This window comes from Marinobacterium sp. xm-a-127, assembly GCF_013283425.1.
Lineage (GTDB): Bacteria > Pseudomonadota > Gammaproteobacteria > Pseudomonadales > Balneatricaceae > Marinobacterium_E.
The window spans coordinates 221678-248038 of the sequence record NZ_WBYH01000001.1 but is presented as its reverse complement, the minus strand read 5'-3'; the positions used below and the strand labels follow the sequence as shown (position 1 = coordinate 248038).

At 47.2% G+C, this 26361-nt stretch carries 19 protein-coding genes and 1 other RNA gene; 10 read left to right on the top strand and 10 right to left on the bottom strand.

Going from position 1 to position 26361, the window contains the following annotated elements; translation table 11 throughout:
- Nucleotides 1–16 precede the first annotated feature (16 nt).
- Together XMA127_RS01055 and XMA127_RS01050 are read left to right on the top strand one after the other, a co-directional pair.
- Entirely contained in the window at nucleotides 17–913 is an 897-nt protein-coding gene (locus tag XMA127_RS01055) for a proline/glycine betaine ABC transporter permease (RefSeq protein WP_173482989.1), read from the top strand.
- Nucleotides 906–2138 carry a glycine betaine/L-proline ABC transporter ATP-binding protein gene (locus XMA127_RS01050; RefSeq protein WP_173495120.1) on the top strand — a complete coding sequence of 411 codons (1233 nt, stop codon included), beginning with the start codon at nucleotides 906–908 and terminating at the stop codon, nucleotides 2136–2138. The genes XMA127_RS01055 and XMA127_RS01050 overlap by 8 nt, the downstream gene beginning before the upstream one ends.
- Nucleotides 2139–2313: 175 nt before the next feature.
- On the opposite strand, the gene dapB is transcribed toward XMA127_RS01050, so the two are convergent.
- The 5 genes from dapB to grpE form a co-directional block, all read right to left on the bottom strand.
- Nucleotides 2314–3123: a 4-hydroxy-tetrahydrodipicolinate reductase gene (dapB, locus tag XMA127_RS01045; RefSeq protein ID WP_173498835.1), complete on the bottom strand. Its 810-nt coding sequence runs from the start codon at nucleotides 3121–3123 to the stop codon at nucleotides 2314–2316.
- Between the two features lie 22 nt (nucleotides 3124–3145).
- Nucleotides 3146–3943, bottom strand: coding sequence for a serine O-acetyltransferase (gene cysE / locus XMA127_RS01040; RefSeq protein ID WP_173498834.1), 798 nt, complete (start codon nucleotides 3941–3943; stop codon nucleotides 3146–3148).
- Nucleotides 3944–3946: 3 nt separating this feature from the next.
- A complete protein-coding gene (gene dnaJ / locus XMA127_RS01035; RefSeq protein WP_173480200.1) occupies nucleotides 3947–5074 on the bottom strand; it encodes a molecular chaperone DnaJ in 1128 nt (375 codons plus the stop codon).
- 114 nt (nucleotides 5075–5188) lie between these two features.
- Complete coding sequence (gene dnaK, locus XMA127_RS01030; protein WP_173480199.1) at nucleotides 5189–7114, bottom strand: molecular chaperone DnaK; 1926 nt, start codon at nucleotides 7112–7114, stop codon at nucleotides 5189–5191.
- Nucleotides 7115–7219: 105 nt separating this feature from the next.
- The gene (gene grpE, locus XMA127_RS01025; protein WP_173480738.1) at nucleotides 7220–7810 is read right to left on the bottom strand and encodes a nucleotide exchange factor GrpE; all 591 of its coding nucleotides are present in this window, start codon (nucleotides 7808–7810) and stop codon (nucleotides 7220–7222) included.
- A 166-nt stretch (nucleotides 7811–7976) separates the two neighbouring features.
- Here grpE and recN point away from each other — a divergent pair, with 166 nt between their 5' ends.
- Entirely contained in the window at nucleotides 7977–9653 is a 1677-nt protein-coding gene (gene recN, locus XMA127_RS01020) for a DNA repair protein RecN (protein WP_173480198.1), read from the top strand.
- Nucleotides 9654–9720: 67 nt separating this feature from the next.
- The gene (locus tag XMA127_RS01015; protein WP_173480197.1) at nucleotides 9721–10041 is read left to right on the top strand and encodes an outer membrane protein assembly factor BamE; all 321 of its coding nucleotides are present in this window, start codon (nucleotides 9721–9723) and stop codon (nucleotides 10039–10041) included.
- A 31-nt stretch (nucleotides 10042–10072) separates the two neighbouring features.
- Here the strand turns inward: XMA127_RS01015 and XMA127_RS01010 are convergent, their stop codons facing one another.
- Both XMA127_RS01010 and XMA127_RS01005 read right to left on the bottom strand, forming a co-directional pair.
- On the bottom strand, nucleotides 10073–10372 hold the full coding sequence (locus XMA127_RS01010) for an RnfH family protein (protein ID WP_173482670.1): 300 nt from the start codon (nucleotides 10370–10372) through the stop codon (nucleotides 10073–10075).
- An 8-nt stretch (nucleotides 10373–10380) separates the two neighbouring features.
- Complete coding sequence (locus XMA127_RS01005; RefSeq protein ID WP_173498457.1) at nucleotides 10381–10812, bottom strand: type II toxin-antitoxin system RatA family toxin; 432 nt, start codon at nucleotides 10810–10812, stop codon at nucleotides 10381–10383.
- A 113-nt stretch (nucleotides 10813–10925) separates the two neighbouring features.
- On the opposite strand from XMA127_RS01005, the gene smpB reads away from it, so the two are divergent.
- The 6 genes from smpB to XMA127_RS00975 all read left to right on the top strand — a co-directional run bounded on the left by smpB (nucleotide 10926) and on the right by XMA127_RS00975 (nucleotide 15229).
- Nucleotides 10926–11402, top strand: coding sequence for an SsrA-binding protein SmpB (gene smpB / locus XMA127_RS01000; protein ID WP_173480194.1), 477 nt, complete (start codon nucleotides 10926–10928; stop codon nucleotides 11400–11402).
- Between the two features lie 43 nt (nucleotides 11403–11445).
- Nucleotides 11446–11805, top strand: a transfer-messenger RNA (tmRNA) gene (ssrA, locus tag XMA127_RS00995).
- A 186-nt stretch (nucleotides 11806–11991) separates the two neighbouring features.
- Nucleotides 11992–13185, top strand: a complete 1194-nt coding sequence (locus tag XMA127_RS00990; protein ID WP_173498833.1) for an integrase arm-type DNA-binding domain-containing protein — start codon at nucleotides 11992–11994, stop codon at nucleotides 13183–13185.
- Nucleotides 13166–13867: a hypothetical protein gene (locus XMA127_RS00985; RefSeq protein WP_173498832.1), complete on the top strand. Its 702-nt coding sequence runs from the start codon at nucleotides 13166–13168 to the stop codon at nucleotides 13865–13867. Before XMA127_RS00990 ends, XMA127_RS00985 begins: the two co-directional genes overlap by 20 nt.
- A 127-nt stretch (nucleotides 13868–13994) precedes the next feature.
- Nucleotides 13995–14186 (top strand): AlpA family transcriptional regulator, encoded by a 192-nt coding sequence (locus XMA127_RS00980; RefSeq protein WP_173498831.1) that lies wholly within the window; start codon nucleotides 13995–13997, stop codon nucleotides 14184–14186.
- A complete protein-coding gene (locus XMA127_RS00975) occupies nucleotides 14186–15229 on the top strand; it encodes a helicase RepA family protein (protein WP_173498830.1) in 1044 nt (347 codons plus the stop codon). The genes XMA127_RS00980 and XMA127_RS00975 overlap by 1 nt, the downstream gene beginning before the upstream one ends.
- A gap of 156 nt (nucleotides 15230–15385) precedes the next feature.
- Here the strand turns inward: XMA127_RS00975 and XMA127_RS00970 are convergent, their stop codons facing one another.
- From XMA127_RS00970 to XMA127_RS00960, 3 genes are all read right to left on the bottom strand, one after another.
- Nucleotides 15386–18025 carry a type I secretion C-terminal target domain-containing protein gene (locus XMA127_RS00970; protein ID WP_173498829.1) on the bottom strand — a complete coding sequence of 880 codons (2640 nt, stop codon included), beginning with the start codon at nucleotides 18023–18025 and terminating at the stop codon, nucleotides 15386–15388.
- A 760-nt stretch (nucleotides 18026–18785) separates the two neighbouring features.
- Nucleotides 18786–23978 (bottom strand): Ig-like domain-containing protein, encoded by a 5193-nt coding sequence (locus tag XMA127_RS00965; protein ID WP_173498828.1) that lies wholly within the window; start codon nucleotides 23976–23978, stop codon nucleotides 18786–18788.
- A gap of 414 nt (nucleotides 23979–24392) precedes the next feature.
- The gene (locus XMA127_RS00960; RefSeq protein WP_173498827.1) at nucleotides 24393–26354 is read right to left on the bottom strand and encodes a hypothetical protein; all 1962 of its coding nucleotides are present in this window, start codon (nucleotides 26352–26354) and stop codon (nucleotides 24393–24395) included.
- Nucleotides 26355–26361: the final 7 nt, after the last annotated feature.

The following is a 26361-nucleotide window of genomic DNA, read 5'->3' as shown; positions in this document are numbered from 1 at the left end:
ATAACAAGAGGTATCTATGGCAGAGAAATCCTGGTTAACGGATATTCCTGAGATGGACCGAAGCTCACTACTGCAGCTTCGCAAAACGATGGACGGTGCATATCGTGACTTTTCACGTGAATATGGCGACTCTATCGAAGCATTTTTTGATCCGCTTCTTACCTTCTTAATCTGGTTTGAAAAACTCCTACTCAACAGCCCTTGGTGGTTGGTTCTGGGTGTCATTGCTGGTCTTGCCTATGCTGCAAGTCGCTCAGCTAAACTGACGATCGGCGTTGCTGTATCCCTGGTTGTGGTTGGCTACTTTGGCATGTGGGACGACACCATGCGGACCATGAGTATCATCACCGTCTGCACACTGATCTCTATTGTATTGGGTATCCCAATCGGCATTGCCATGGCGCGATCTAACCGCGTGCAATCCACTGTCACTCCGATGCTCGATATCATGCAGACCATGCCAGCCTTCGTCTACCTGATCCCGGTCGTTATGCTTCTGGGTATTGGCCGTATCCCTGGCGTGATCGCGGTAGTGATCTATGCTATCCCGCCTGTAATTCGCTTAACCAATTTGGGTATTCGCCTGGTTGATAAAGAGGTACTTGAAGCAGCGACGGCCTATGGTGCTAACCCACGTCAGCGTCTTTTAGGTGTTCAGCTGCCGTTGGCGATGCCGACAATTATGGCGGGCATCAACCAGACCATCATGATGGCGCTCGCCATGGTCGTTATTGCCTCTATGATCGGTGTAAAAGGCCTTGGGCAACCGGTACTTAAATCGATCACCAACCAATACTTCACCATCGGTCTTCTGAATGGTTTAGCCATCGTTGTACTTGCGATCATCTTTGACCGCGTTTCACAGGCATACGGAAAGCGCACTCAGGCGCACCTAGGAGGTGGCCATGAGTAATTCAGACGTATTGATTCAGGTTAAAGATCTTTACAAAGTCTTTGGCGACAAACCAGAAAGCGTTATGCCGATGGTTAAAGCGGGTAAAAGCAAGGATGAGATCCTAGCGGAAACTGGCCACACCGTCGGTCTTAAAGAGATCGATCTCGAAATCAAACGCGGTGAGATCTTTGTCATCATGGGCCTATCCGGCTCAGGCAAATCAACACTGATTCGCCACTTCAACCGCCTAATTGAACCGACTGCGGGTGAGATCATTGTTGAAGGCACCGACGTCATGAAACTCAACACTAAGGAGCTTGAACAGTTCCGTCGTCACAAGATGTCGATGGTGTTTCAACGCTTCGGTTTGATGCCTCACTACACAGTACTCGATAACGTCGCATACGGGCTTAAAATCCAAGGTGTCGACAAGTCAGTTCGTGAGCAGAAAGCGGTTGAGTGGTTAGAGACGGTTGGTCTGAAAGGCTATGAAGAGCAGTACCCAAACCAGCTATCGGGTGGTCAGCAACAGCGTGTTGGTCTTGCTCGCGCACTCTGTACTGATGCTGAAATCCTCTTGATGGATGAAGCCTTCTCGGCACTGGATCCTCTGATCCGTTCAGAGATGCAGGATCAACTGATTGAACTGCAACACAAGCTCAATAAGACCATCATCTTCATCACGCACGATTTGGACGAAGCACTACGCCTAGGTGATCGTATCGCGATTCTTAAAGATGGCCTGCTGGTCCAGCAAGGTGAGCCAGAAGAGATTCTACTCCACCCTGCCGATGAATACGTAGAAGCGTTCGTTAAGGATGTGAACCGTGCCCGCGCATTGACGGTAGAGACCGTTATGAAGGAGCCGGAACACCGTATTACAGCTGAAACCATCGGTGAAGCGTTGAAAGAGATGAAGAGAGGCGCTTACGACTACGGTCATGTGGTGGACGATTCAGGTAGCTACCAAGGCACCGTCACTCAAGAATGGCTTGAAGAGGAAGCTAAGGGCGGTAATGCAGATTCCACTTGGGAAGAAGCCGATCTAACCGAGACAACGACCATCACCTCTGATGCAGTACTTGAAACGGTTATCCCGGAGACGCTTGAAGCGGATCACCCAATCCCTGTTGTGGATGAGGAGGGCCAGCTGCAAGGTGAGCTATCTCGCTCAAGCTTGGCGGAAGTACTGGTCGACTCTTCTGAAACAGAGTCAGAATCTGTAGAGAATCAAAAGGTTTAACAAGCCCATTGATACAGACACAAAAAAGCCAGCTCATGTAGCTGGCTTTTTTTCGCCCTGAATAAAACAGGGCCCGTGTGAGTAACTCGACACGGGCCCATAAAAGGAACAACAACATGAAGATAATATCAGAGAGAGGTAGGAAAAGTACAGTCCTCAACTCTCTGGAGCGGGCTTAACGAAGCTCTAAAACATCCTGCATATCGAACAAACCTGCACCCTTGCCTGACAACCAACCTGCTGCTCGTACAGCGCCTTTTGCAAAGGTCATACGGCTAGACGCTTTGTGGGTAATTTCGACTCTTTCGCCCTCTGTGGCAAAGAGTACAGTGTGATCACCGACCACATCACCGGCACGAATGGTCTCGAAACCGATCTCTTTTTCAGGGCGCGCACCGGTCTGACCTTCACGACCGTAGACCGCACACTCTTTCAGATCACGTCCCAGTGCATCGGCAACCACTTCACCCATACGCAATGCTGTGCCTGATGGCGCATCCACCTTATGACGGTGGTGTGCTTCGATCACTTCGATGTCGTAACCACCATCGTCACCCAGTGCTTTGGCAGCCACTTCAAGCAGTTTGAAACAGAGGTTTACGCCAACAGACATGTTCGGTGCAAAGACAATGGAGATAGACTCACCGCCCTCTGCCAACTTCGCCTTCTGCGACTCGTTTAACCCCGTCGTACCAATCACCATCGACTTACCAGCCGCTTTACAGATCTCAAGATTAGCAAGAGTCGACTCTGGGCTAGTAAAGTCGATCAACACATCAAAATCGTCTGTCACAGTCTCCAACGAGCCAGTAATTGCGACACCCAGACGACCCACGCCTGCCAACTCACCTGCATCGGCACCGATCAAAGAACTATCAGGAAGCACAATGGCTGCGCCTAGGGTCACACCCTCTGCCGCGTCTACAGCTTCGATCAATGTTTTCCCCATGCGCCCTGCGGCACCCGTGATGGCAATACGTGTCATCTCTTTTTCCTTAACTAAAAATCTATTCGTCAGTGACACTCAGCCCTTGGTCCATATCCAAGGCTGGCATATCACTCATTAGGCAACCCACCACTTTGGCAGGGACACCCGCTACCGTCGTATGCGCCTCTACAGGCTCTAAAACCACACTACCTGCACCCACTTTGGCACCTTGGCCGACTTCGATGTTGCCAAGAATCTTAGCACCAGCGCCAATCAAAACCCCAGCACGGATTTTCGGATGTCGATCGCCCGACTCCTTACCGGTACCCCCTAGGGTCACTGATTGCAGTATCGAGACGTCATTCTCAATGACACAAGTTTCACCGATAACAATGCCGGTCGCGTGGTCAAACATTACACCCTGACCGATGTTAGCAGCGGGGTGAATATCAACCTGCAGGGTTGAGCTCATGCGACTCTGTAGATAGTTTGCCAAGGATTGACGCCCTTGACGCCACATATAGTTAGCCACTCGATAGGATTGAAGCGCGTGATACCCTTTTAAGTACAACAGCACCGTGCTGTAGTCACGGATTGCAGGGTCACGCGTGTAGACGGCAAGGAGATCGGCACAGGCGGCTTCGATCAATGTAGGGTCCGCTTCATAAGCGACCTCAAAGATCTCACGCATCGCCACGGCCGGCACCACATCATCCGACAGCTTTTCAGCCAACAGATAAGAGAGTGCCGAACGCAAGGTTGGATGGCTGTTTATCGTTGTATGGTAGAAGCTCAACAGAAGCGGCTCGTTAGCACTTAATGTACTCGCCTCACTCTGAAGTGCTTGCCATACCTCTGCAACCGCCTGATCACCCATAATTTAGGTCATATCCTCAAAGAATTTTTTGACTGAATCAAAGAAGCCGTGCTTCTTCGGTCCATGTTTCTGGTGCTCTTCCGTAGAGTCACGGAACTCTTCTAGCAACTCTTTCTGACGTGAAGTGAGGCTGACTGGGGTTTCAACAACCGCACGAACCATCAAATCACCCAAGGCGCCACCACGCACCGGCTTGACACCCTTGCCACGCAGACGGAACATCTTACCCGTCTGTGTCTCTGCCGGGATCTTCAGTTTAACCTGACCATCCAGTGTTGGCACGTTTAGTTCACCACCCAACGCGGCATCGACAAAGCTGATCGGTACTTCACAGTAGAGATTAGCACCGTCGCGTTCAAAAATCGGGTGATCTTTAACACTCACCTGAACATAGAGATCGCCTGAAGGGCCACCGTGTGCTCCCGCTTCGCCCTCGCCTGAAAGACGAATACGATCACCAGTATCAACACCCGCTGGAATCTTAACTTCCAACGTCTTGGTCTTCTGCGTGCGACCCTGGCCATGACAGACATTACAAGGATCAGAGATCACTTTGCCTTCGCCATGACAGGTTGGACAGGTCTGCTGAACCGCAAAGAAACCTTGCTGCATACGGACCTGACCGGCACCACCACAGGTACCACAGGTCTTAGCCGTAGTACCCTTCTTAGCACCGCTACCATCACAGGTTTCACAAGAGACGTAGGTTGGAACTTTTAGCGTCTTTTCACAACCGCGAACGGCCTCTTCAAGACTCAAATCGAGGTTGTAACGCAGATCGGCACCGCGACGCACGCTGGAACGACCGCGACCACGACCACCGCCGCCACCGAACATGTCGCCAAAGACATCGCCAAAGATATCTGAGAAGCCACCTTCAAAGCCGCCGCCCATACCACCTTGGCCACCCAACCCAGCATGACCATACTGATCGTAGGCCGCTTTCTTCTGCGCATCCGACAGTACTTCGTACGCTTCGCTGATCTCTTTAAACTTGAGTTCAGCCGCCTCGTCATCCGGGTTGCGGTCAGGGTGATACTTCATCGCTAAGCGACGGTAAGCCTTTTTGATGTCACGGTCAGATGCATCACGAGAGACACCTAAGAGTTCATAATAATCTTGCTTGCTCATACTGCGTGTAAACCTGTAATTACGCTATCGTGAATATGACAACGCGGGAGTAAAGACCCCCGCGCTGACACACGATTTTGTGAGAGTCTTAACTCTCGTTATTGCTTGCTAAGCTTACTTCTTGTCGTCTTTGACTTCTTCAAACTCAGCATCAACAACGTCATCGCCTGCATCGCGAGCCGCTTCAGCTTCAGCGCCTTGGCCAGCTTCTGCTTGTTGTGCAGCGTCTGCATACATCTTCTGAGCAACACCCGAAACCGCTTCTGTTAGCGCTTCAGTTTTTGCTGTGATCTCTGCAGTGTCAGAGCCTTTCAACGCCTCTTCAAGTGCAGTGATGGCTGCTTCGATGTTCGATTTCTCTTCATCAGAAGCCTTATCACCCGCATCTTCTAGCGTCTTACGTGCTGTGTGAACCATGGCATCACCTTGGTTACGAGCAGCCGTTAGCTCTTCAAATTTCTTATCTTCTTCAGCGTGCGCTTCGGCATCCTGAACCATCTTCTCGACTTCGTCATCGCTTAGACCAGAAGAGGCTTTAATAACGATCGACTGCTCTTTGCCAGTCGCCTGGTCTTTAGCAGAAACGTTTAGGATACCGTTAGCATCGATGTCGAAAGTCACTTCGATCTGCGGCATGCCACGTGGTGCTGGTGGGATATCGGCAAGGTCGAAACGGCCTAGCGACTTGTTCTGAGTCGCTTGCTTACGCTCACCCTGAACAACGTGAATGGTTACCGCTGTCTGGTTGTCTTCCGCTGTCGAGAAGGTCTGCGACTTACGCGTTGGGATCGTCGTGTTCTTGTCGATCAGTGGTGTCGCAACGCCACCCATTGTTTCGATACCTAGAGTCAGTGGTGTTACGTCCAGTAGAAGAACGTCTTTCACATCACCTGACAGTACCGCACCCTGAAGCGCAGCACCCATCGCTACCGCTTCGTCTGGGTTAACGTCTTTACGTGGCTCTTTACCGAAGAACTCAGCCACTTTCGCCTGCACCATTGGCATACGAGTCTGACCACCGACGAGGATAACGTCGTCGATCTCAGAAGCGGATAGGCCAGCATCTTGTAGTGCAATGCGACATGGCTCAAGTGAACGTTGAACAAGGTCTTCAACCAGTGACTCTAGCTTCGAACGAGACAGTTTAACGTTCAAGTGCTTAGGACCTGTTGCATCCGCTGTGATGTATGGCAGGTTAACGTCAGTAGACTGTGCCGATGATAGCTCAACTTTCGCTTTCTCACCCGCCTCTTTTAGACGCTGTAGCGCTAGCGGATCGTTATGTAGATCGATGCCAGACTCTTTCTTGAACTCGTCTGCTAGGTAGTTGATAACCGCAAGGTCGAAGTCTTCACCACCTAGGAATGTATCACCGTTGGTTGCAAGTACTTCAAACTGGTGCTCGCCATCAACGTCTGCAATTTCGATGATCGAGATATCGAAAGTACCACCACCTAGGTCGTACACTGCGATCGTGCGATCGCCGGCAGCTTTATCCATGCCATACGCAAGAGCTGCAGCGGTTGGCTCGTTGATGATACGTTTAACTTCTAAGCCTGCGATACGACCCGCATCTTTTGTTGCTTGACGCTGAGAGTCGTTGAAGTAAGCAGGAACCGTGATAACCGCTTCCGTTACCGATTCGCCTAGGTAATCTTCAGCAGTCTTCTTCATCTTCTTAAGAACTTCTGCAGAGATCTGAGGCGGTGCTAGCTTCTCGCCTTTTACCTCAACCCACGCATCGCCATTGTCCGCTTTAGCGATGTTGTAAGGCACCATTTTGATGTCTTTCTGTACAACATCGTCTTCAAAACGACGACCGATTAGACGCTTGATCGCAAATAGAGTGTTGTCTGGGTTAGTAACTGCCTGACGTTTCGCCGACTGACCAACCAGAGTTTCGCCTTCTGCCGAGTAAGCAATGATCGACGGAGTGGTACGATCGCCTTCAGCGTTCTCAATAACTTTAGTTTTATCGCCTTCAAGTACTGCTACACACGAGTTGGTAGTACCTAGGTCAATACCGATGATTTTACCCATGTTTAAATCTCCTAATGACACCGCGCTGGGTGTTTAAAACTGTTTTACCTTAACCCCTATATGGGTGTGGTCTTTCAAATATCAAGTCTGGTTTATAAAAAGGTCTTAACCTTTAGCGACCATCACCATCGCAGGACGAACTAAGCGACCATTAAGTAGGTAGCCCTTCTGCATCACCGCAATGACAGAGTTTGGAGCTGCACCTTCCGCTTCAACCATCGACATCGCTTGATGGTGCTCTGGGTTGAACGCCTCACCCTCTGGGTTGATCACTTCTAGATTGAATTTAGCAACGCCATCGATGAACATTTTGTGCGTCATCTCAACGCCTTCACGAAGCGGTTTAACTACCTCATCTTCGACCTGGCTCGCCTCAATAGCGCGCTCTAGACTGTCGATGACCGGCAGTAGTTCTTCGGCAAATTTCTCAACAGCAAACTTACGCGCTTTATCCACCTCAACCTCAGCACGACGGCGCTGGTTAGCGATCTCCGCTTGGGCACGAGGTTCAAGCTCTGCCAGCTGTTTTTGCAGCTCAGCAATCGTCGCATTCGCAGCGGCTAGCTCTTCTTGAAGGGATTCAACGGTCAGCTCTTCCGTCTCAACCAGTTCAGGCTCCACAAGATTCTCTTCAGCCGTCGCGTCGACTTGACTCTCTTCAACCTGATCTTGGTGTGTCTGATCTTCATTCGCCATGGTGTTATCTCCAGAATCATTCAATCTTGTCTCCTATGTGGTATCGACCATCTGAAATTCAACCCTTCCACGCGCTTTTTTGACCTAAGACTGCACTTTTCTATTGCCTAATACACAAACATTGGTTAAAAATACAGTAACTGTATATCTAAACAGGTATTAAGCCATGTTAACGCTACTCAGCATCCGAAACTTTGCGATCGTCTCAACACTCGACCTAGAACTGAAATCGGGCATGACCGTCGTCAGCGGTGAGACCGGTGCCGGCAAATCGATCATGCTTGATGCACTGGGATTAGCCTTAGGCAAACGCGCTGAAGCCGACTCGGTTCGAGAAGGGGCAAAACGAGCTGAGATTAGCGCCGCGTTCGATATACAAGCACTACCCGATGCGAAACGCTGGTTAGAGGCGAATGAGCTAGAGTCGGAAGAGATCAACGAGTGTATTTTACGCCGCACACTGAGTGCCGACGGTCGCAGCCGAAGCTATATTAATGGCCACCCCTGCCCACTGAACCGCGTCAAAGAGCTGGGTGAGCTGCTTGTCGACATACACGGCCAGCACGAACACCAACGTCTATTAAAGCGCGATTTTCACCGCACCCTGCTCGACAACTACGCCAAAGCCAATGAGACAGCACAGGAAGTACGTAAACTCTTTACCCAGTGGCAATCAAAGCAGAGTGAGTTGAAACGCCTTCAAGACATGAGTGAAGAGGCGAATGCGCAACTGCAACTGCTGAGCTATCAAACGGAAGAGCTCAACCGTTTAGACCCTCAAACAGGTGAACTGCAAGCCTTAGAAGAGGAGCAGAAGATACTCTCCAACGCAGGGTCAATCCTTAACAGTGGCCAACAGATCCAGATGCTTCTTAGCGAGGGTGAAGAGAGCAACGCCACAGCGGTACTCAACCAAGCACTGCACCTATTGGGCGACATCGAAGCGGACTCACCTGCACTACAGCAGACCGCCGAGATGCTAAACGCTGCTCTGATTCAAGTGGAAGAGGCCGAACGCGAGTTGAGCCATTTTGTTCAACGAGTTGAGTTGGACCCTGAGCGCTTACAAGAGGTGGAAGATCGCTTAACCAGCATCTACGATCTAGCCAGGAAACACCGCATTGCGCCAGAGCAGTTACCGGAATTAAAAGACCAACTAAATACTGAACTCGACTCTTTGGCTCATGTCGATGAGAACTTAGAGCAACTCGAATCCGAGGTTGCTACGGCTAATGCCGCATTGATTGAGAAAGCTCGCCAACTCAGCAAACTACGCAGCAAAGCAGCCAAACAGCTTGATAAAGAGGTGAATGAACAACTTGCCATGCTGGGCATGAACAGCGCGCGTTTCACAGCCAGTTTGAGTGATATCGATCCTAAATACATTACGGCTCAGGGCTTGGAAGAGATTGAGTTCCTGATCAATACCAATCAGGGCCAAACCGCAAAACCGCTGGCCAAAATTGCCTCGGGTGGTGAACTGTCACGAATTAGCCTTGCGATTCAAGTTGTAACGGCTAAGACGACTGACACCCCGACACTCATTTTTGACGAAGTCGATGTCGGTATTGGCGGAGGCATTGCCGAAGTCGTTGGCCGACTGTTACGTCATTTGAGTGAACGAGCACAGATTCTCTGTGTCACACACCAACCTCAGGTGGCTTCACAAGGAACCCAACACCTGTTTGTCAGCAAAGGCGCAGACACCGGTTCGGTTGAGACCAAAATCACACCACTCACCGAAAATCAGCGCATTAATGAGATCGCTCGAATGCTGGGTGGACTTGAGATGACTGATACCACCCTTGAGCACGCTAAAGAGATGCTGACCAGCGCGCTATAGACTGGTCGATTCAAACAGTGGCGTGTAAACTAATGCCACTTTGAACAGTAACAGGAACAACCTGAACATGCGCAAGCTCATCATCTCTGCCTTTCTTGCTACTCTCGTGACCGGCTGTACAACCTTTCCAGGCGTGTACAAAATGGATGTTCCGCAAGGCAACCAGGTGACACAAGAGATGGTAGATCAGCTTCGCCCTGGAATGACGCCGAGCCAAGTTCGCTATGTGCTAGGAACACCCCTGTTAACGGATACCTTCAACCAGAACCGATGGGACTATGTCTTCCAGTTGGTACAAGAGGATGAAGTGGTCGAGCTACGTCAGTTTCGCGTCTACTTTGAAAACGACAAGCTGGTGCGTTTGGAAGGCGATCTGAAACCTCAGTAACGCAGAGCTCAACGAATACAAAAAAGCCAACTTACGAGTTGGCTTTTTTGGCTTTAGCTTCGGCTGCTCGGCGGGCACGAACCTCTTTAGGGTCAGCAATTAACGGGCGGTAGATCTCTACTCGATCACCGTCACGTAGAACCTCTGCTTTAGGGTCCTTGATCGCACGGCTGAAGATACCCATTGGGTCGCTGTTGATATCGATCTGTTTATACAGCTCAGCAATGCGCGAGCGAACAACCGCATCATAAGCCGTTGTACCCTCTTCTACTTGCAGAGCAATGATCTTCTGCTCAGTCGGCAGAGCATAGGCCACTTCAACGTTAATCACTGATCACCTCATCCGTAAATTTGATCAGCGCGCGACACAAAGGCATCCACCAAAGTTGTCGCGACACTATTAAACACTTTAGACATCGCCATTCCCGTTAGCTTGCCTTCAAACTCGAAACTGAGATTGAGTTCCACCTTAGAAGCCTCATCTGACAACTCAGTAAACGTCCAAACCCCCTCAAGACTTTTAAAGGGGCCATTAACCAACCCAATGGTCATTGAAGCGGGACGGACCAGACGATTACGCGTCGTAAAATCATAACTAAGCCCCCCTTTGGCGAGCTTTAGTGTCGCTTCGAGCATCTCATCACTCTCTGCGATCACCTCCGTGCCAGAGCACCAAGGTAGGAACTCTGGGTAGCGACGCACATCGTTGATCAGATCAAACATCTGCTCAGCGGTGTGTAATACAAGGGCGGTTCTATTTACGACCGTCATAACGGGTGGCAAGTCTCAAATAACAGTTACAAGCTGCTTATTGTCCAGTTTATATACGCTTTGAACAAGAGGATTCCTTCCTTTGCTTACAACAGCTCTATATAATCCGCCGCATGGCAAAAAAGAAGAAAGCTCCTGGCGGAAACACCATCTGCCAAAATAAACGTGCACGATTCGAGTACAGCATCGAAAATAAATTCGAAGCTGGCCTTGTGCTGACCGGGTGGGAAGTCAAAAGCCTACGCGAAGGCCGCGCACAACTGGTTGAGTCTTACATCGATTTTAAAAACGGTGAAGCTTGGCTATTAGGTGCCCACTTCTCGCCATTAAAAACCGCCTGCACACACGTTGTTGCAGATCCGGTTAGACCACGCAAACTGTTGCTGAACCGCACAGAACTGAACCGCCTAGCCGGTGCCGTCGAAGCCAAGGGTTTCACCTGTGTCGCACTAAGCCTCTACTGGAAAGAGAGCAAAATTAAGTGTGAGATCGGTTTAGCAAAAGGTAAGAAACTTCACGACAAGCGCGCCACTGAAAAAGAGCGCGATTGGAATCGTGAAAAGCAGCGTGTTCTCAGCAAGAACCAATAGAGTTCTTGTAACCCAGATAGCAAACGCTATACTGGCAAGTTCTGGGGGTGACTTGGATTCGACGCCGATTGCGAACCCTTAGGTGCATGTCGAGAATGTGATGATTCTCGTAAATCCCTCATCACACAGTTATAGTTGCAAACGACGATAACTACGCTCTAGCAGCCTAAGCCTGCTAGCGCTGCCCTCTAAGGTGTCTATAACTCAGAGTTTCGGCAGTGTCATATGAGATAGAATCGCCCGGAGACTTCGCCTTAAGGCAAAGGGTTAAAACTCAAAAAGGCTCGCCCATAACAGCCTGACTCTCGGCTCGTGACGGGTTAACTCAATAGAGATGTCTATGCATGTAGAGCTTGAGGCAGAGGATTGACGGACGCGGGTTCGAAACCCGCCACCTCCACCAAATTTAAATCTTAGAAAGTCCTAAGAAGTCCTCGAGGCCTTGTAATACAAGGGCCTTGAGGATAACCTATCTCCTGCAACGTCCTCCAATATCCGCTACCAACCAGACGATTATGGGGGCACATTAGGGGGCTTTTTCTTTTAGCGACACATTTGAAGCCCCCAGATAATAATTTGGAGACGCCTCATGCCACTCACAGACATTCAAGCCAAAGCAGCTAAAGCAAAAGATAAAACCTACCGTTTATCCGATGAGAAGGGCCTTTATCTTGAAGTAACGACGACTGGTAGAAAGTACTGGCGATACAAGTACCGATTCGCTGGCAAGGAGAAGAAGCTAGCTATTGGGGTTTATCCGGAAATCTCATTAAAAGCTGCTCGGCTTGAACATGAAAAAGCACGTCAATTATTAAGAGATGGAATAGACCCTAGCGCAGCCAAAAAGGCTAAACGAAAAGGAATACCAACAAACGAATCTAACAGCTTTGCAGCTGTAGCTAGAGACTGGTTTCTAGCTCGCATGCATGACAAGTCAGAAGGACATCAAAGACGCGTTACTAGAGCAATAGAAAACGACCTAATCCCAAGACTGGGGCAGCTGGATGTTGGAAACATTGATACGCCTACCCTGCTAGAAACTTTAAGAATCATCGAATCTAGAGGCGCTCTAGAAACTGCACACCGAACAAAGCAAATTGCCAGCCAAATATTCAATCACGCAAAGATTATAGGCAAGACAACCTCAAACCCAACTGAAGGTCTTGAATCAGCACTCAAGACTCCGATTAAAAAGCATTTTTCAGCAATAACAGACCCCAAGGAAGTTGGTAAGCTTTTATTGGCTATTGAAGAGTACCCTGGATCATTTCATGTAAAGTCTGCACTTAAGCTTTCAGCTCTATGGTTTTGCCGTCCTGGTGAATTACGACACTTAGAGTGGTCAAACATTAATAATGAAGAACAGCGCGTTGAGCTTGTTTCTGAAAAGACTAAACAACCACACATCATTCCAATCTGCAGCCAAGCTAGAACCATTCTTGACCAACTGAAAGCACTGAAGGGAAAGTCAAAGTATATCTTCCCATCTACCCGCGGTGCGTCTAGATGCATGTCAGAAAATACGTTGCGCGTGGCGTTACGCTCAATGGGTTATAGCAACGAAGAGATGACAGCACACGGATTCAGAGCCATGGCGCGCACACTGCTAGACGAAGCTCTGGATTACAGGATAGAGTGGATTGAACAGCAACTTGCTCACTCCGTTAAAGACCCTAACGGACGAGCTTATAACAGAACCAAGCATCTCGAACAAAGAACTGAAATGATGCAAGCTTGGGCTGATTACTTGGATGGATTGAAAGATGGAAGCGGATTACATTAAGCCAATCACCACAATCAAAAATTCAAATTACTTTGATCTTTTGGTTAAAGGGATTGCTGGTGAATTAGAGCTTTATTACGCAGTTAAGGACGATATCGATATCTCTTTTGATTACATTGAAGAGCATATTTGCCCTGAAACTCAGCAATCTCAGATTTCTGTTGAAGAGGGTGTTGCTAGTCATAAGTACATGCGAGAGGATCGTATACCACTATCTCATGAAGCTCTCAAAGAATTGGCACTTCATCGAGTAATAGGACTGCAAAAACTAATTTTGGTATACATCCCGTTTGACCTGGATACACATAACCACAGAATTAGCTCTATAGAGAAGCTTAGCCCAATCCAGATTGAAGATATCTACATCGATACTAGAGCAATCAAGAATGTAGGTATTGAGGAAGAGTCAGATCCATCTCCTCATATTACAGCTATAAGATCAGCAATTGCAGTTTTAGGTAAAAGAGTTAAAAACGAAAAAATCTACAATTGGATTAAAAGCCAAGTTCAAGAAAAGAACAGTACTCAATACCCCTTTGTAGATGATCTTAAATTCAGCGGTTCAGATATCTCCCCCTACAGCATTACTGTTCAATCAGTCACCATATTTACATACCTAGACAAGCCAGTATCTAAGCAGCGCTTTCAGGATATTTGTAGTGAAGAGAGGCACCGAAAGTAGCTTTCTTTTCGCATTTTTCTGATCAAGAAAATTCACGAAAAACACGAAATCAGAATTCGCCATGTTCTGCAGAAATTCCTCTGTAGATCACGTGCAATGTCGCACAATTTTTTGAGAGGACTCAATTATGAGCTTTTTGAAATTACATGGCGTGACTGAAATGACTGGTTTATCACGCTCACATGTTTACGGCCTTTCTAAAAAGGGCCTCTTCCCGAAACCAGTAAAGTTGTCTGAGCGCTCTAGCGCTTGGGTTGAATCTGAAGTTCAAGATTGGATTGAAGCTAGAATCGCTGCACGCGATCTGGAGGTGGCATAATGAACGCGCCACTCCAGCAAACAGCACAGTTTGATTTTGCACTCCCAGAATACAAGTTCGTACCGATCTCAACTGTCTATGAACAGTCAACTGAGGTGCAATGGTTGATCGAAGACTACATTCCCAAACAATCAGTGGGGATGCTCTACGGCCCCTCCGGTGTAGGTAAGTCACATCTAGCATTGGATATGGCGGTGAAGATCGCCAACGGCATCCCTTGGTGTGACCAGGACACCGAAAAAGGCGTTGTTCTGATCATGGCTGGTGAAGGCCAAAGTGGACTCAAACGAAGACTTCAGTCTATTGAGAAGCACAATGGCATCACAATTGACCAGAACAACCTCTTTGTTTCAGAGCGAGCTGTTGGCGTTGACACTGACAAAGGCTTCATAGAACTAGTTGCCGCGATCGAGGCTTTGGAGAAGACACCAGACTTGATCATTGTGGACACACTGTCACGTCACTTGATGAGCAGCTCCGAAAACAGCAACGAGGACATGGCAGCCGTCATCAATCGACTGGAACAGCTGAAGCAGAGGTACAACACTTCCATTTTGATTGTTCACCATACTGGTAAGAACGCCAAAAATGGTTCACGTGGTGCATCCTCTATTCGAGCCAACATTGACTTCAGCTTCGTTTTGACACCATTCAACTTCGCAGGTCTGAGCATTGCCGATCTTGAATGCGAAAAACAAAAGGATGCGAGCGATCAAATTCCGTCGACAAGTTTCAAAGTCATCACAGTTGAACTGGACGACCAAGACTCAAAAGGTCGGTGGGTCAGGGGTGCTTGCATTCAAAGGGTCAAATGCCAGTGTGATTCTCAAGAGAAAATCTACGAAGGATTGGCGCTTGATACCTTCATGCAGGTTAAATCTGAGTGGCAGCAGAACTTTGTTGAAGCCTTCGCTCGAGAGATTGTTGATTCAACGTACCAGCCTGACACCATCAAAAAGATCTTTCGCGAACAAGTGAAATTGTTGGTTCAGAATGGCTATATCGAAGAGGTTGCAAAAAACAAATTCGAGATGCTCGAGTAACATTCGGACGGATGCGGATTACCCTGGTGTTTCGTCATCCGTCCATTTTTTGATCCCCACAAAAGCATCATTTTCTAATGGTGCTTTTTATTTTGAAGCAAAGTTGTGAGCAGCTTAATCATGACCACTCATGCTAGGACAATGAGCTATAGTTAACTAAGCGATCCACCATTGTTGAAGTGGCCCTGTACCTGCTAAATCAAGATTGTTGAAGTATGAATCTTCGATAACACCTAGCTCACTAGATCCCAGCCAGCTGGCGTTAACATCACCTTTTAGTGTAGCTACTACCTGATCTGATGGAGACAAATCCGCAACCTCGGCAGCAATGTTAGCCCAATCAATGTGACTACGATCCATGGTGTAAGATTGTGTTGCCTCATCCCAGAAAGCTGTTGATTCATTTACGAAGACCCACTGACGTTCGGGAGCGCCTTCGAGACCCACTGCCATCTTTAGAATAGACAACGCATCTGCTGCCGAGACACGACCGTCTTCGTTTACGTCGGCGGCTAGGTATTGATATGGAGATGCAGCAAAACCGTTTGAATTTGGATTGATCCCCACCGCTAGCTTCAATGCAGCCAGAGCATCTGAAGCACTGATAACACGTCCCTCTTCATTACTATTAAGAGTGAGTTCAAGAGGATCAAGTTTAGATTCCTGAGTCACAGCTAGAAGCTCTTTACTTGCCCAGTGGTAAGCTTTACCAGCCCACCCGTTAGATTTTAACCAGAACTGGTCATATGAGATGTCGCTCAAATTCACGTTAGACAGGCTCACTAGAAACTCTGTTGAACCGGCGACCTCTAGATTTACATTAACCGAACTGCCGCTTTGAGCTAAGGACAAGTAATCCGTGGCAATGTATGAATCAGAAATCGTACCTTTTAAAATTTTTGTGACATCGATTATGTCATCGGACGAAAAATCGGTGATTGTGTCACCGAAATCCGAAACAGATTCAAAGATAATTCTGTCTATACCATTGCCAGTAGAAATCAGATCAACACCTAATCCGCCATAGATCTTGTCGTCACCTTCACCGGAATTGAGAGTGTCATTGCCAGCTTCACCAAAGAGAGTATCTCTACCTAAACCACCAAAGACAAAATCATTTCCTGCTCCGGATTTGAGAAAATTATCGCCGTTATTACCAGTGATTGAATCGTCAAACGCTGAACCAGTTGCGTTCTCAATATCACCTGTTAACCAAACAACACTAGCCTCGTCCATTACTCCTGTTGATCCCAAAGAGAAGCTCCAGCCAGCTTCGGTATCAATTAAAGCTGAGCCAAGATCGAAGGGTAGTACGATTTCCCAACCGGAACTGGTTCCTGTTGCGTCAACAGTGTCGTCACCAGCAGCGTCCCAAATGGTTAGATAGTAGCCCTCATTGTTCACCAGAGAATAAATGCTGTCATCCGCGTTTGTCGTTGTGTTTTTACCGAACAAATATTGAAGAGCGAGAACATCCAGAACCATTGGGGTTGCAGGATCATAGCTGATGAGGTTCCAGTTAAGGTCATCTTTGTATGACATCACTGTTGCATAGTCGACATCTAAAGCTTGAATGCCGAGTTCTTCAAAAGTAGGCCTTCCGGTTCCTCCTGCATCGTGTGGGTGCTTAAGACCTAAAACGTGGCCAAGCTCGTGTAGTAGGAGAGCCCAACCTGCTGAACCCGGTTCATAGCTAGGTAGGTAATTGGCTTGACTATTAATATTTAAATAGAGGTCACCACCAAATCCTGTGTAAAAGTAATCGTCACTATCGGCGTTAGGGAAGTTACCTACCGCCCAAGTATTATCACCCATTGCGGTACTAATGTACTCGCTATCCAGTGAGAGTGTTATCTCGCTTCCGTAGTTATAAGCAACGCTAGCATCTGCATAAAAGCCTAAATTATTGAAGTTCACATCACTGTAATACGAGACCAAACCTAGAGCGGCATCCATGTGCTCGAGAACGGTGGATGGGTTTATCCAGTATTCGTTTAAAAAACCATTAGCAACAGCAAAGTCTATTGTGCGATCAGCACCTAATTCCCAGGTGTAACCGTGAGTCATAACGTCGACTAAGTTGTCTCCAGTAAGCTCAAAATAACGGTAGTCCGGCTCAGCGGTTTTCGTCATTTCAGGCACTAGATCGGAGATAAGGTATGTCCCATCGCTCAGGGTGATATTCTCCACCGACTCAAGATAATCACGCCCGAAAGAGCTGCTTACTAGGTATCCTTCACCAAAGTTAATAACAGCAACATCTGCACTATCGATTGACGATAAGTAGTATGTATCTTGACCGCTGAATCCGAAAATCTCATCGTTCCCTTCACTTGCATTGAACGTATCGTTTCCAGCATAACCAACTAGGAGATCAACTGAGCTACTTCCATAAATCAGGTCGTTGCCCGACAGCGCACTCGAGAAAACCGCAATATCATCTGTTGTGGATGAACTTACTGCTGCAGCCCACATTGTCCGTGCAGAAACACTTATCCCCTCAACTGCAGCGGCTGTTTGGTAATAGTATCCATTCCAAAATGACTCCAAGTAACCTGTAACAGTACCACCGGTGACATTACCGTATTGATCAACTGTGAAGCCACTTCCTCCGAAAGCACTTTGATAATAACTTCCGTTGTACAGCCACTCGACCCAGATTACGTCTTCGTATTGCGTTTCGTTGAATACTGCATACTCGTTATCCATGAATCCGGCATGGACCATATTCATGTACATTCGATTGAGATTAAGGTCTCCCATATCGAGACTGTAAAGAGTGCTAACTATAGCCATAGCAGATATTCCAAAATTAAAAACACTACTACGTAGATTAACTCCAAAAGGTGCGTAAGGAAAAAACCGTAATCCACTGAGCTTTCCAAAGTCCCGGGGGGGGGATATATCTTTAAGCTGGTAGCTTATGTAAGTAATACCCCCTCACCAAACGCGAACAATTTTACGTGTGACTGTTCTGGCTAGCACTGAAGGGGAACTAGGGAGTATTGGTTAGCGAAGATGTACCAGGGGTATATCCCCTAGTTTTGTTAACAGCCCAGCATTACGTATCTGACAATATCACTCCATTTTTCCTTAAGTAAAAATAAAAACAAAACCAAACTTCAGAACTAGAAAGCAATGCTGTTCAGCTCGTTACTGAGCGCTGGAGCAGTAGCGTAGTTAGCGAAGCGACACGGAGCTACGCCACTCCATAAGCGCGAAGTATAAGAGATGATGACACTCCGTTAGGAGTGGCAAACATCGATTGATGGATGGCTCACTAGATCTGTTATCGAATCCGGACGGATCATAATTAACTAGGGTATGACTAATCCGTCCGTTCATGATGATGGCCACTTAGTTACTAGAGCTCACAAGCATGAACTTGCCTGTACTTTCATGTACGTCAAAACCTGTACTGTGTAGAGGTTTGTATGTAAAGGGTCTTGGATGGATACGTGAGAGCTAGGTGTATGGTCGTGTAGGTAATTCATGAGGGCTAGTTTTGGAGTATTTACCGGCAGCTTACGCCACCGGTTCACGCTTATTCATGGAGCTATATAACCCACCATTGCTCAGCGGGGCCTATTCCTGCTGTTTCCAGGGCGGTGAAGTAGTCTGTAGATAACGATTCCATGGAGGCATCACCTTCCCAGCTACCGTTAACATCGCCTTTCAGAACAGCTACAAGGCTATCGTTATATTCTCGACCGAGAACATCATTGTTTATTGTTTCCCAATCTACATCACTTCGGTTGATAGAGTATTTGCCTTCAACCTCATCATAGAAGTCCGTATTTTCATTCACAAAAAGCCATTCTCTTTCGGGCGCACCAGAGAGGCCTACAGCCATTTTAAGAATTGAAAGAGCATCTGCAGCAGAGACCCTACCATCTTGGTTAACGTCAGCAGCGATAAATTGATATGGGGATGTATCCAGGCCAACAGAATTTGGGTTAATACCTACTGCTAGTTTCAAGGCCGCCAGGGCGTCTGCAGCACTCACTACTCGACCTGTCTCGTTTTCGGATAAGCTTTTGTAAATCGTAGAATCTGGTTGTGTGTAATTATCGAGTAAAATTTTATGTGATGACCATTCGTAAACTTGTCCCTCAAATGGATTCGTGTAGTCAATATTTCTTGTAGTGTCGACTGTTAATGAAACAGAGTTATTGGCATCAGAACCGTCAGAGTTGAAGTTGCCTGCTGCATCTGAGAACTTACTGCTGGATACACTAATCACACCATTAGTGGTGCTATCTGTGTTGGGTGTAAAGGTGGCTGTATAGCTAGTGCCACTTCCACTGAAGTTGGTCAAGGTACCACCTGAGACTGTTACATCACTGGAAGTAAAATCTTCCGAGCTTTCAGATAGAGTGAAGGTGATCGTAGCAGTTTCGCCAAGACCTAACGCACTAGTTGAACTCGAGATGGCGATAGTAGGAGATGTGGTGTCTGATGATGTGCTTTTCTCGATTTCAACAACGAAAGTTAAAAGGTTCGAGGCATCAATATCGTTCCATTCTCCTGCGTAACCATAGGGGGTAGACATATCGTATTCCCATCCATATGGCCAATCCTCTAGCCCTATAGCTAGAGTATCTTGATTGTTGTAATCATCAGGCTCGGCATTACCCCAGTTTGAGTAGCTAAAGCTGTCGCCTGTTTCCCAGACCCACGTTCCCTCTGAACTAATATCATTACCACCAAGCCACACATAAACTGAACTACCCCCATCTTCTGCGTAACCAAGTGTTTCCCATGATGTTTGAGAATCGAAATCTTGTATTAGCTGGTTGTAAACGAGTGCATTTTCAGTCGCAGAGTTAATTGAGACTAGATTGCCACCAAGTGATTCAGCATAGCTTTGGGCGTCTGCATAAGTCATTTGGGATTTAACCCATATGTAATCGCTAGTATCACTGCTAAAGGCGACAGTATCGCTTATGTTGCTCTGATTCAGAGTTTGGTTGGTTATGTAGCTATTCCAACCTTTCGAGTAGTAAGTGGTATCTGTGTCTAGGTTGTAATTAAGATCGTTGCCAGCTAAATCGAGTATAGACTGTTCATAAAAGAAAATCTGGTAACTGAGACTCGTGTTGAATGTCCCATCTATTAACGCTGTCAGCGTCGTGCCTTGAATGGACACAGAGGAGATTAAATCTGAGCTCAGAGGATTGCTATCCTGGTCAACTTGGAAAATTGATATCTGTCCTGAGCCAAACTTAATCTCTTCATCAAACTCGACCACTATTCCGTCGAGGTAAAACTGGCTGTCAGCATAATCAATTGTTGGAGGGGTACTATCAGATGGGTCTGTTTGATTTGTTTGGTAGTACTCGTTCGTGACGTATTCTATGTATCCATAGCTGTAGCTAGTGGAACCAGTATTTGTGTTGTAATTGTGATCGTTGCCAGCAAGATCTTTGACTGCGCCCTCATAGAAGACGATCTTATACATCTCATTAATATCTAGTTCCGAAGACGGCTCAACGTACAGCGTTGCCCCATCAACAGTAGCAGACGTAAAGAGATCACTTCCAACGACTTGGTATTGGCTGTCGACTTGATAAAGATGAATTTTAGTCTCATCGATAACGATGTTTTCGTCAAAAGTAATAACAACAGTATCTTTATAAAATGTTTTTCCGCCAAACGGGATGGTTGGTGGAGTTACGTCATCGGTATTTGCCGATGTTGTGGTATCTATCGTTAGAGTTACAGTGTTGTTAGTGTCAGATCCGTCGGTGTTTGCATTACCTGCTGCATCTGTGAATGTGTTGCTAGATACGCTGACAACACCGTTGGTGGTGCTATTCGCACTGGGTGTAAAGATAGCTGTATAGCTAGTGCCACTTCCACTGAAGTTGGTCAGGGTACCACCTGAGACCGTTACATCACTGGCAGTAAAATCTTCCGAGCTTTCAGATAGAGTGAAGGTAATCGTGGCATTATCGCCGACGCTTAGAGTGCTAGTCGAACTAGTTATGGCTACCGTAGGTGGAGTAGTGTCAGTCGCTGTTGTTTCGATGGATTCAACTACAAAATAAAGCCGGTTTGTGCCTGCGATATCGTTCCATTCGCCAGCGTCACCATAGCCCGAGCCGCTTGAGGAACCATAGGGCCAGTTTTCCAAACCCATAGCTAGATAGTCTTGATTTCCGTTACTATTGTCGGGCTCGCTCCCGAGGTTTCCCTCACCCCATTCGGCTCTTGTGGTTGAAAGCGTTGAGCTATCATAAGCCCAGACCCAGTTTCCCTCTGAAGCTGCATCCGAAGCCCCTAACCAAACATACGCCGCAGCACCTCCGTCAAGAGCATATGATGTGTTTAAGTCGTTGTAAGTTAGAGAGCTAGCTAGCTTGCTATAAAGCTCTGTGTTCTCGGCATAATCGTCAACTTTTACTAAATAGCCACCGATTGATTGTGCGAAGTTTGACGCTTCGTCCCAGGTATATAGTTGCTTGTATAGCTGGTATGTGTGACCTGAAGCACCGGTCCACGTTAAGTCTGGCTGGACAGTCTGTGTAACCAGAGTATCGACTGTCATCGAAATGCTATTGTTAGCATCCGCACCATCTGCATTTGCATTGCCCGCTGCATCAGTAAACGCGTTGCTAGAAACTGATACAATTCCATCCTCGGTGCTATTTGTTAGTGGAGTAAATGTCGCACTGTAGCTAGTGCCAGATCCAATGAAGTTACTTAATGTGCCGCCAGAGACGTTGACGTCACTAGATGTGAAATCAGTTGAGCTCTCAGACAGGGTAAAGGTAATGGTAGAGGTATCACCAATACCTAAGGCGCTAGTTGAACTTGCAATGCTTATGGTCGGAGGTGTCGTATCGCTAGTAGTATCCACCGTCAGCGTAACAGTATTGTTAGCATCAGCTCCGTCGACATTAGCGTTACCTGCCGCATCTGTAAATTTGTTGCTGGCAACACTGATAACACCGTCAATAGTGCTATTTTTGTCTGGAGTGAAGGTCGCAGTATAACTAGTACCACTCCCTGTAAAGTTGCTTAACGTGCCACCTGAGACTGTTACGTCACTGGCCGTGAAGTCGGTCGAACTCTCAGATAGTGTGAATGTGATAGAAGCTGATTCTTCAATGCCGAGCGTATTTGATGAGCTAGAGAGGGTAATTGTAGGAGGTGTTGTGTCTCCTGATGACTCGTCAGATGCTTCTGTTGAGCTCTGCCCAATGACTATTTGGCTTTCAGAAATATTCGATGCGGTTATGTTCTTAAGAGTAGCAACATTAACGAAGCCGTAGGTCGAATCAGTCCCATCTAGGTCAGCTTGAACAATGACGTCTGAGCCACTTTGAGTGAATTTAATCAGATCACTAAAGCTGTCTCTTAGAATTGCTGCATCTGAGAAAAGATGGTCAATAAAAATTTGGTCGCCAGATGCACCTACTTCAAAGTCATAGATTATGTCGCCGAAGCCTTCCTGATGTTCATAAGCAAATGTATCGCTACCAGTGCCGCCCCAAAGTTCATCAGCACCCAGTCCACCGACGATAACGTCGTTTCCGCTACCGCCCTTGATGGTGTCTACACCACCAATTTCTTGGTCTGTGTAGTAGTCGTAGTCTGGGCCCGTGCAGAACCAGCGGTCGTAAACGTAGCAATCACCGATTAAGGTGTCATCACCTGCACCGCCTTCAATTGAGTCACTACCGCCATTGCCCTCAATATGATCTCCATTGATTCCGCCGAAAATTGTATCAGAGCCATCACCGCCATAAACGGTTCCCTCTTCGTAGGATTCGCTATAACCCATTGTAAGATAGTCATCGCCATCACCTAGGTATACATACCCCCAATCTAGAAGCTGAACGGTATCGTCGCCCGATAGAGTATAAATCTGGCCTTGGTAGGTATTTGTTGTAGTGGTTCCCAGAACAATATTGTCTGAGTAGAAGGAGACTACTTTCTGATACTCAAATGTTGAGATTGTATCTGGGGTAAATCCGATAAATTGAGAAGAGGAGAGGGACGAAACTGAAATGTTCTTAAGAGTAGCAACATTAACGAAGCCGTAGGTCGAATCAGTCCCATCTAGGTCAGCTTGAACAATGACGTCTGAGCCACTTTGAGTGAATTTAATCAGATCACTAAAGCTGTCTCTTAGAATTGCTGCATCTAAGAAAAGATGGTCAATAAAAATTTGGTCGCCAGATGCACCTACTTCAAAGTCATAGATTATGTCGCCGAAGCCTTCCTGATGTTCATAAGCAAATGTATCGCTACCAGTGCCGCCCCAAAGTTCATCAGCACCCAGTCCACCGACGATAACGTCGTTTCCGCTACCGCCCTTGATGGTGTCTACACCACCAATTTCTTGGTCTGTGTAGTAGTCGTAGTCTGGGCCCGTGCAGAACCAGCGGTCGTAAACGTAGCAATCACCGATTAAGGTGTCATCACCTGCACCGCCTTCAATTGAGTCACTACCGCCATTGCCCTCAATATGATCTCCATTGATTCCGCCGAAAATTGTATCAGAGCCATCACCGCCATAAACGGTTCCCTCTTCGTAGGATTCGCTATAACCCATTGTAAGATAGTCATCGCCATCACCTAGGTATACATACCCCCAATCTAGAAGCTGAACGGTATCGTCGCCCGATAGAGTATAAATCTGGCCTTGGTAGGTATTAGATGTGCTGCTACCAAATATAAAACTAGAGGTGTCCGAGAATGCGTATTTGTAATAATCAAACGTAATTATTTTTGTTGCCATATGTGTCAGCTACCAAGTCTATAGAATTGTGTTTATAGAACATCTAATTTCTTGCTATTTGATTGATAGTAAAATATCAGCTATCGGAAACAAAGCCAGTGCCTAATTATAATACATATTACGAGACATACTGGTGTCCGTAAGGGGCACGCCATTGAAGGCATACAGATGTAGATAATTGATGTCTGCAGAAGTCCTGCAAGGACCTCTAAAAACCAATTGGAAAAACGGTATTATTTACGGTACCGGAGGTATAAAAGCCACGCAAATGATTGATTTACAGGGCTTAATTTTAATTAGATGGTGCCTCGAGGCGGAATCGAACCACCGACACGAGGATTTTCAATACTCTTTACAATAATAAAAACAATAGCTTATTAGCAATTGTCTTTTTCTTTGTCTAACTATTGCCTCTCAGATTAGCCACCATTGCTCAGCAGGGCCTATTCCTGCTGTTTCGAGCGCTTCAAAATAACTATCTGATAACGTTGAGTTTGAACTACTAGTTTCCCAAGATGCGTTTACATCACCTTTTAACACCGCTACTTGATTTACCTGGCCCGCTGAATTTGCGAGAGCAGCCGACTCTTTGACAATAGCCCAGTCAACACTATTACGTCCGATAAGGTATCCCCCGGCACCATTGTTTGCAGTTTCATCCCAAAAATCAGCCTGCTCATTTACGAATAGCCACTCGCGTTCAGGTGCACCCGCTAAATTCACTGCCATTTTAAGCACTGATAGAGCATCTGCCGCAGAGACACGACCATCTTGGTTAACATCAGCTGCAAGATACTGATACGCCGAGATATGAGTGTCATTTGAGTTTGGATTTAGTCCAACGGCCAGTTTAAGTGTTGCTAGGGCATCGGCTGCACTAATTGCTCGCCCAGTCTCCTCTGCAGATAAAAGCCGGCTGTAACCCAGCGTCTGATCGGCTGAAAGACGCGCAGCAATCGAGTACTCGCCAGCAGAGGTACTCTCTTCTCCTGAGATAACTAATCCACCTGTAGAGTCGAGAACTGAAGCTGTCACGCCATCAAGTAGTGTGTGTGTTGCCCACTCATAGACTGTTCCGCAAATTCCTAGGTCAGAGTTTTCTGCAGAGTTTAGACTTACTTGCTGATCTAGGGACAATGCTGTCGGATCGTAAACCGAACTAAAAATCAGAGAACCATCATCACTGCTCGTCAGGCTTAATGGCAGCGCGTTGGGATCGGAATTAAGATCCACAATACTGGTTTCTCCAGACACCGCATTGAACTGAACCAATACCGGGGAGTCCGTTGAGCCGCCTAGCTCATTAGCTTCAGTCGTGTAATAGATCGCCTGGCCATAGTCATCGGTGTCGAGAAATCTACCGCCCAGTGAAATCTCTTCCCCGCCTAAAACAGAGAGTCGACTCACACTGCCCTGTTCAGATGAGAAAAAGACGTCCTCAGACCCGTTTTGATCGTTGGAAACAAGGCCACCTGCAGACGAACTAAAGACTACGCCTGTCGTCGTCAGCCGCACTTGACTATTCTCTGCTGTCGGGTCGAAACTTACAAAGCCGGAGGCTGCCCCGTCAGTACTCTCAGACGCTAACCGGAAGCTTACGGAGTCTAGGTCGACGCCAGCAGCTGTGACTGCAGCCGACCAGACATAAGCATCGGTTTTAGAGCCCTGTTGATCCGATACTTCGGTGGAGTTATTGTCAATCGTTGGACTAACGTATGCTGCGTCGGTTACAAACGCAATACGTAGCTCACCACCGGTGTACATCAGGTCCGCGAGGTAAGTATCCTCATAGACTTCCGCTCCACCTACAAAACTGACGCGAGTTATTTGGCCAGTAACGCGATCTAAAAGGTAAATGTCCGAGCTATCGTTGATATCAGGCGAGAGCTCATCTGCAAGCAGTGCACTTGATGTCTGCAATGCGACAAACCGCCCGTCAGCACTCGTTTCAATACGCTCGATATCAATCTGAGCATCTATACCAAATTCTGATAGCAACAGATTCGAGTCGGCTACAGTCCCATTATTGATGAGTATCAGATCTGATTCGTCTGAGGCTTTTAGCCCCGCATCAACAAACAACTGCCAGTCGTCTGAATTCCCAACGAGTACCGCATCAAAAAGTTCATAATCAGCGGCCTGACCGCTGAGTGAGGCCGAGAGCATCGAGTTAACCGACGTATAGGTTTGCGCCTGCACATCGTAAACGTAATAGGTGGTGTACTGTGTCCCGGGCTCAAGGTCATCGAAATAACGCACCTTCACCAACGCCAACTGCTCGTTGGCGCTGATGGAGGTCGCTTCAATATAGGTCAGCGTTGCTGACGCAAGAGCCACATCATCGAGTGATGGTAATGCAATACGCTCAAGAATCACCGTTTCG